Raw genomic sequence first — 6,779 nt, 5'->3', positions numbered from 1 at the left:
CCATGGAACTGGCGCCCCGAAAAAGCCTGAAACCGCCCCGATACCGGACGGATACTAACAGTATACAGCCAATTTGTATTGAGTTTCTAAGCAAGTGAACATCTTGGATAATAACTGATACAGACAGATACTAGAATTCTTCTGTCTATAGACGGAGGGTTAAGGAATACATGATGTACCTCTCGGGCAAGCTAGCAAAGGCGGCTTTTCAAAGGAAATAGATACCAGCTCGGATTAACACCAAGCTCAATACAAGCCCAGAGAGCGCCATACAGCGCCCTATCGGGCCTCAAGCCGCTCCACTACCCTTTTTACCTGAGAAGCCTGCCAGCGGCCTCCTCTGGCGGTCTCTACGCCTGCCTGATTTAGACGATCCGCAATCTGACGCAAAGTTGCGCCGGACTGACGCAGTGGCATTACAATCCCCTCGACCTTCTCGGCCCGGGCCAGCGCGTTGGCCTGCACCGCCTTGTTGCGCTGCATGGTTTTATCCCTGAGGCCACCCAGTTTAGCCCCACGCAGTTTTGCCTCGGCCAGAGCCGCTTTAGTTCGAGCTGATATGAACTCGCGTTCTTGCTCAGCCAGCGCGGCATAGATGTGCAGCTGAAATTTATCAGCGTTCGGCATAGAGGCAACACGGAGCTTCACCCTCTTGTCATCCATCAGAGCCGCGATCATTGAGACCTTGCGCGATAGTCGATCCAACTTGCTCACCAGCAACGTCGCCCCCGTCCGGCGGCACATCTCCAGCGCCGCGCTCAACGCGGGCCGAGTATCGTCAGAACCACTCAGGACATCGGTAAAGGTCTCCAGCACTTCATAAGGCCCAGTGGCAAAGCCGTCGAAGTACAACGCAATGTCTCTGTCCTGAGCATCCAGCCCAAGGCCACTGCGCCCTTGCTCCTTGGTACTGACACGACGGTAGATCACGTACTGCTGCATAAGAATTCACCCGCTCGGCTTAGATACAGCCGGTAGTCGAACAACATAGTGTTGCAAATGTCAACGTTGGTTGTGCACGAGACACACCCTCAGGGGGGACAACAGCCCTGAAATCACAGTAGATACCTACTCGCAAAAATGTGCCGGAAATTCAGACACCTAAATGCAACCCACGCCACCGAATACCCCTCTAGTCGTTGCAGGCACCCTCAACCCAACCTAGAGTGCTCTTGAACACATCATCTTCACTGTAAGCCCCCATCTTTTACAAACCGACAAGGGATTGACTTTAAAATCAATGCGCACCACGTTAATAGAAAGGAGAGAGAGCGGCGACATTCAGGAATGGACCCCAATGATCGAGGGCGACCCCTGCTTGCGCACGCTGTTCCTAGCGAAAGCGATTTGGGAAGAACTGGACGAGGAAACATGGAACGACCCACAGCTGGGGGTGCGCTACGGGCAACTTGAGGCGGACTTCGACCGCTATGTGACCGGCGACACCATACCAATTGGAATGGACCCCTATGGGAAGGGAGATGGTGCATTTATGGCGCGCATCGATCCCCCACACTTAGGCATATGGACCATACGGAGCGTGGCGCCGAAACCCGCAATTCGGGTCTTTGGAGCCTTCTGCGAACCGGACTTGTTTGTCGGACTTATAACCAGAGTACGCAGAGACCTTGGCGGCCCAGGAAGCCGCGAATGGGCCAATGCTCGAGAAGATGCAATTCAACGTTGGGACAATCTATTTCCCGGCCATACAAGACTAACAGGAGGCAGCCTCGATGACTTTTTCCTTCAAAAGGCGATCATTGTCTAAGCCTGCAAACGGCGAAAAAATCCGGCTATCTGACCTGAGCTTTGTTCGAGCCCGCAATCGCAACAAGGCGCATAGCCTACTGCTGGACGAGTTCGAGAAAAGCGGCATGAGCAAGGCCGACCTTGCCAAAATGCTTGGCAAGCGTCCTGAGCAAATAACCCGCTGGCTAGGCGGCCCCGCCAACCTAACACTAGACACTCTGAGTGACCTAACCTTTGCAATTCGCGGAGAATTCTTCGAACTGCATCTCAGGGACGATCTCGCAAAAGGAAAATCCAATCAGCCCTGTGCGGAGTGGATAACAAACCCGATTAGAACTTGCAGATGGGAAACCGTCTCGACGGAGACTTCAGTTGCCGAAGTCAAGCCAACCCAATCGCACACTAATCAATATGTAATTTGCTCTTCCCACCCGGGCGAGGAAAAGGACGGCAACTATGCCAGATACACAACCAGTTAAGACCGAGATGAAAACAGTTCGTTCACCAGAGTTCCGTTACATACCGTGTGATGCAATAAACCTCGCCATAAGTGACAACGGCGTCAAATTGCTAATGGGTGTTTCCGAAATCGATGGCACCACCACAGAGATCGTTGGTGCCCACATGTCTCTTTCAACTGCTGCCCAGCTGAGCAGAGCACTGACAACGGCCCTGAGTAACTACGAAGATCAAAGTGGCAACAAGATTACTCCGCCGGGTGAACTAATTCGAAAAGACGTTGAGCTGAAATGATGGCTCTTCAAGTGTGACACAAAGTGTGACACACCTAGCAACCTCGCACCTGCCACTTGTGGCTAATCAATGGGTTACTGGAATGGAGGAGGGTCCGGTACTCGCCTCCACTAATCTCGATACATCATTTTCAAATTCGCCTGTTGGCCCCTCCTCGACGTTGGTGAAGTGGCCCCTCATTGCCGTGACTGGCCGCCACTTCACGCATAGCGATAGACGGGCGAAGGGCGATCGCTTAACCTGCTGGTAATTTCATTCAGACAGGTGTTTTCATGACCAATCTTCAGACGATGACTTGTGAGGCGTTTCACCCCCACGTCGGGCAAGATTTTCTACTTTCGCTCACTGACGGAAGCTGCGTGCTTAAGCTGCTTGAGGCTTCCGCAATTGGGACAGGTGCCCGCGACGGCGGCGCCTTCTCCCTGCTTTGGCAGGGGCCAGTCACCCCTGCCCTTCACCAAGGGACCTATGAGATGACTCATGAAAAACTTGGGGAGATGGCGCTGTTTCTCGTGCCCGTTGCCCAGAAAGACGCGGGCTTCCAGTATGAGGCGGTCTTCACCTGACCCGCTGTCTCACCTCGGACAACCGGATCCTTACATCGCTTTCGTCGCCCCTAACCCGGGGGTGACAAACCAGCGGGCAGCCTTAACAGATCGTAGACGCCTTTGTCTTCGACACATCGGAACCCAAGCCGCAGATAGAGCGACATGGCCGGGTTTTGCTTTTCCACGTGAATGCCAACGGCTTTACCGGCGCTCATAGCCTCATCAATCACATCCAATAGCAGAGCCTGCCCGATCCCCTGCCCCCGCCACTGCGGCAGCAAGGCGATATCAATGATGCGATGCTCAGCGGACCAGCGCTCCAGATACAAACGCCCGATGGCGTCACCTTCCTTTTCAAGGATCAGCCAAAGTGCGTCTGGGTAATGTTGATGGTAATGACTGCGTTGCGCGCGAAACTGCAACTCAATAAATTGCGTCTTCTGTGCCTCAGGCCACTGGGTTTGATTCAACTCCGCCTCGCGGGTTGACCGGTAAAGCGCCTGCAGAAAGGGTAGATCCGCCGCCACTTCCGGCCGCAGAGCGACGCCATATTGGCATGCTCTGGGCGTCTTAAGGAAATCAGCCGTTGATATTGTCACCAGATCCCCGCTTGTTTAGCCGCGACTGGGGTAAAGCCCCTGCAGGGCAATGATATAGTTGAGCGTGAGGAAGGGCTGCAGGTTGTTGTGCGCCTGTCCGCCCCCGGTGGTCGCCAGGCTGACACTCGACATATCGACCAAGTTCGCCGACGTATTTGTCTGATACAGGCTGTCACCAAAGGACGAACGTGCCAGAGCCGTGGTATTGGACGGCTCAGCCGTATCCGCCCCGGTCGAGACGGCACGCACGACGTGCGAATGGGACGGGATTTGCGCCTCTGACAAGGTGACTGTTTCAACACCTGTTTTTTCGCCCAACCGGCGGGAGGTCAAGCCAGGCCCGCGCCCAGGATGCATTGGGGCACGCCCCTGCATATTCGGCAGCGCTGTCGTGGATCGACCATCCCCGCCATAGGTGGTGCCGATCAGGGAAAACAACGCGCTGTTCTGAGAGATTGGCAACAGCTGACCGTCACAGAACGCCCAGCCGCGCGGGGCAAAATTGCCAGCAAAAATGCGAATTTCTGCAATAAATGGTTCTGACATTTCTGCCTCCTAATGACGGCTGGGATAGATACCAAACAGCGAAACAATGAAGTGCACGCAGAGGGCTGGCATCAGGTTCGTATGCGACCGGCTGCCGCCTGTGTTGGCCACCATCGTGCTGGCCATATCGACGTCCTGCGCCTGTGCTCGATAAAACCGCACCCCAGCCCCAGCGGCCAGAACCCGGCCCGTAGGACTGGCCTGATTTGCCGACTGCTTGCTGGCGTTTAGATCATGGCTGTGGCTGGCCAGCTGGTTCACGGTTAGCGTCACATTCTCCTCACCGGCTTTGGCGCCCAGCCGACGTGGGGACAGGCCAGGGCCTGAGCCCTGATGCAACGGGATACGCCCCCGCATGTCCGGCAATCCGAAAGTGGTGCGGCCATCGCCGCCATAGATCGTTCCAAAAAGCGAAAACAGCGCGTCGTTTTGCGAAACAGCCAGCAGCTGCCCATCGCAGAACGCCCAACCTCGCGGTGCAAAATTACCGGCAAACATCCGGATTTCACCAACAAATGGTTCCGACATTTCAATGCCCTCCTGATGTTAATTGCGCGATGGGAACAGCCCCTGCAGCGCGATACAGAAACTTAAAACCGTGTAGGGCTGCATGTTGTCATGTGCCTGCCCGCCCCCTGCATTGGTGACCGATCCGCTGCGCAACGCCACCAGATCACCGGGATCACGATAGGCCGTTTCCCCCGCCGTCTCAGACGCCAAAACATGCCCTGTTGGAGTTGGTGCGTTGCCCACTGACTCAGAAGCACGAGCCGAATGCGTATGCGCAGCGATTTCGGCCGCCGTTAGAGTCACCGTTTCGGCGCCGGACTTCTGCCCAAGGCTATGTCCATCATCGCGGTGAATCGGCGTTCGGCCGCGCAGATCCGGCAGCGCAAAGGACGTACGTCCATCGCCGCCATAGGTCGTGCCCAACAGCGAATAGAGAGATTGGTTTTGATTGATCGGCAGGATCTGCCCATCCGTCAGGGCCCAGCCCCGCGGTGGAAAATTAAACCCCATGATCCGAATCTCAGCGAGAAATGGTTCTGACATCAGTCTCCCCCAATAAATTCCCAAAGAAAATCAAGACACTCGAAAGCTATCAACAAATTCAATCAGCCCTCAACCAAGGGGCGATATTTCAAAAATATACCTGAGGCTGTCACACCATCCGATTTCAAGCAACAAGAAATAAAATTTAAAGATGCATCAGTAGCTTCGCCACACTCTAAACGAAGTCGAAAAGTTGCAAATTACACATCAAGAACATCACCTTAATAGATAAACCGATGCGCGAGCGCTCAAACCAGAAAGATACAAATATCACCCAAAATAACTTGAAAATCGCGAACCTTAGCAACCAAATGTTGCACGAATCCTTCGCAACGCTACTATTCAAGCAAAAGAATCCTACTGATCAATCGGGAATTACCTCCTTAGCCCAAGAACAAACTTGTGACTTTTCTCGGGCCACCTGCGCCCAATTTTTGACGTACAAATATCGCGGAAATTTTTCAGAATTCGCGAACCTAATTCTAATGAAAGCAATACAATAGCACCCTTTTTACGCGTGCTTTCAATTAATTAGTTAAATGGTCCGCCCGACTTCGGCGCACCATTAACGGGGGAACTATGAGCCACATTAGACAAGCTGCAAAAAAGACGAAATTTCGGTTTTCCGCGGGGCTCGCAGGGCAACTTCACTTTCTATTTCTACTTTTCACAACAGCGCTTTCATTGGCTATTCTGGCGCCCCGAGACGCTCAGGCCCAATCAGTCACGGCAACGTGCCCAGCCATCAGCCAGGGCGATTTTGTGGTTTTCCGACCCGATGCAAACACTTGTGTCACCAATGCAGCTGACGTGAACCCAAACCTGCTCATTGGGAATAACATCGGTGATCCATTCTTTTTTGGGACATCCTCCATCATCCTGTCGGCAGAGCCTGGCACGGGTCTCAGCAACACATTTTACAACGCTGGCGGTGGTGATGTTGCTATCCCAATAGCTGAGGCATCAGGCGAACAGCTTGTGCCTTGTGCCCTAAGTGCCGCCTGCAACGTCACCCTTTTCTTCACCTATGACGGCACGGACTACTCGATTGACATAACGTCTCCATCGGGCAGCAACACTATCAACGGCACAGCTGCTCCGACGGTCGTGCCACCAGCGGATGCAACACCCCCAACTGTCACTTCGATTTCGCGCCAGCCCCCAGCCACCGCAACAACATCTGCCGACACATTGGTGTTCCGCGTGGTGTTCTCAGAAGATGTTCAAAACGTCACCACGGCTGATTTTGATGCCAGCGGGACTACGGGCGATGCCTCCGCCGTTTCATCCGTCGACGCCGCCACATATGATGTGACCGTCTCTGGGGGCGATTTGGCAAGCTACAATGGCAGCGTGGGCCTGACATTCAATGCGGGCCAAGACGTGCAGGACCTTGCCGGAAATGCGCTAAGCAATACCACACCCGGCAGCAACCAGACCTACACGGTGACCAATGCCCCAGAGATCAGTGTCAGTTCCTCGGTCTCGGGTGCAGTGGCAGATGGTGGGACAGATGCCCAGGGCAGCCGTG

General features: G+C 54.2%; 10 protein-coding genes. 5 read left to right on the top strand and 5 right to left on the bottom strand.

Features of this window, described 5'->3' with window-relative positions; all coding sequences use genetic code 11:
• Window positions 1–279: 279 nt before the first annotated feature.
• Window positions 280–942 carry a recombinase family protein gene (locus tag TL5118_RS20055; protein ID WP_058244642.1) on the bottom strand — a complete coding sequence of 221 codons (663 nt, stop codon included), beginning with the start codon at window positions 940–942 and terminating at the stop codon, window positions 280–282.
• Window positions 943–1,297: 355 nt separating this feature from the next.
• Between TL5118_RS20055 and TL5118_RS20050 the strand changes: the two genes are divergently transcribed.
• The 4 genes from TL5118_RS20050 (at window position 1,298) to TL5118_RS20040 (ending at window position 3,068) form a co-directional block, all read left to right on the top strand.
• On the top strand, window positions 1,298–1,768 hold the full coding sequence (locus TL5118_RS20050; RefSeq protein ID WP_058244641.1) for a hypothetical protein: 471 nt from the start codon (window positions 1,298–1,300) through the stop codon (window positions 1,766–1,768).
• Window positions 1,734–2,228, top strand: coding sequence for a helix-turn-helix domain-containing protein (locus tag TL5118_RS21235; RefSeq protein WP_131727475.1), 495 nt, complete (start codon window positions 1,734–1,736; stop codon window positions 2,226–2,228). Before TL5118_RS20050 ends, TL5118_RS21235 begins: the two co-directional genes overlap by 35 nt.
• Window positions 2,206–2,502 (top strand): hypothetical protein, encoded by a 297-nt coding sequence (locus TL5118_RS20045; protein ID WP_058244640.1) that lies wholly within the window; start codon window positions 2,206–2,208, stop codon window positions 2,500–2,502. The genes TL5118_RS21235 and TL5118_RS20045 overlap by 23 nt, the downstream gene beginning before the upstream one ends.
• 272 nt (window positions 2,503–2,774) lie before the next feature.
• Window positions 2,775–3,068 carry a DUF6916 family protein gene (locus TL5118_RS20040; protein WP_058244639.1) on the top strand — a complete coding sequence of 98 codons (294 nt, stop codon included), beginning with the start codon at window positions 2,775–2,777 and terminating at the stop codon, window positions 3,066–3,068.
• Between the two features lie 50 nt (window positions 3,069–3,118).
• On the opposite strand, the gene TL5118_RS20035 is transcribed toward TL5118_RS20040, so the two are convergent.
• The 4 genes from TL5118_RS20035 to TL5118_RS20020 are packed head-to-tail and all read right to left on the bottom strand — an operon-like array spanning window position 3,119 to window position 5,248.
• A complete protein-coding gene (locus tag TL5118_RS20035; RefSeq protein WP_242601829.1) occupies window positions 3,119–3,649 on the bottom strand; it encodes a GNAT family N-acetyltransferase in 531 nt (176 codons plus the stop codon).
• 15 nt (window positions 3,650–3,664) lie between these two features.
• A complete protein-coding gene (locus TL5118_RS20030) occupies window positions 3,665–4,195 on the bottom strand; it encodes a phage tail protein (protein WP_058244637.1) in 531 nt (176 codons plus the stop codon).
• Between the two features lie 9 nt (window positions 4,196–4,204).
• A complete protein-coding gene (locus TL5118_RS20025) occupies window positions 4,205–4,723 on the bottom strand; it encodes a phage tail protein (RefSeq protein WP_058244636.1) in 519 nt (172 codons plus the stop codon).
• Between the two features lie 18 nt (window positions 4,724–4,741).
• A complete protein-coding gene (locus tag TL5118_RS20020) occupies window positions 4,742–5,248 on the bottom strand; it encodes a phage tail protein (RefSeq protein ID WP_058244635.1) in 507 nt (168 codons plus the stop codon).
• 579 nt (window positions 5,249–5,827) lie between these two features.
• Here TL5118_RS20020 and TL5118_RS21230 point away from each other — a divergent pair.
• On the top strand, window positions 5,828–6,779 hold a 952-nt coding region (locus TL5118_RS21230; protein WP_165590072.1), incomplete at its 3' end, for an Ig-like domain-containing domain.

This window comes from Thalassovita autumnalis, from assembly GCF_001458255.1.
Taxonomy (GTDB): domain Bacteria; phylum Pseudomonadota; class Alphaproteobacteria; order Rhodobacterales; family Rhodobacteraceae; genus Thalassobius; species Thalassobius autumnalis.
This window is presented reverse-complemented; position numbering and strand designations above follow the sequence as displayed.

Coding starts and splice junctions, on each gene's coding strand:
- TL5118_RS20055 (WP_058244642.1), bottom strand. CDS start 942: ATGCAGCAGTACGTGATCTACCGTCGTGTCAGTACCAAGGAGCAAGGG.
- TL5118_RS20050 (WP_058244641.1), top strand. CDS start 1,298: ATGATCGAGGGCGACCCCTGCTTGCGCACGCTGTTCCTAGCGAAAGCG.
- TL5118_RS21235 (WP_131727475.1), top strand. CDS start 1,734: ATGACTTTTTCCTTCAAAAGGCGATCATTGTCTAAGCCTGCAAACGGC.
- TL5118_RS20045 (WP_058244640.1), top strand. CDS start 2,206: ATGCCAGATACACAACCAGTTAAGACCGAGATGAAAACAGTTCGTTCA.
- TL5118_RS20040 (WP_058244639.1), top strand. CDS start 2,775: ATGACCAATCTTCAGACGATGACTTGTGAGGCGTTTCACCCCCACGTC.
- TL5118_RS20030 (WP_058244637.1), bottom strand. CDS start 4,195: ATGTCAGAACCATTTATTGCAGAAATTCGCATTTTTGCTGGCAATTTT.
- TL5118_RS20025 (WP_058244636.1), bottom strand. CDS start 4,723: ATGTCGGAACCATTTGTTGGTGAAATCCGGATGTTTGCCGGTAATTTT.
- TL5118_RS20020 (WP_058244635.1), bottom strand. CDS start 5,248: ATGTCAGAACCATTTCTCGCTGAGATTCGGATCATGGGGTTTAATTTT.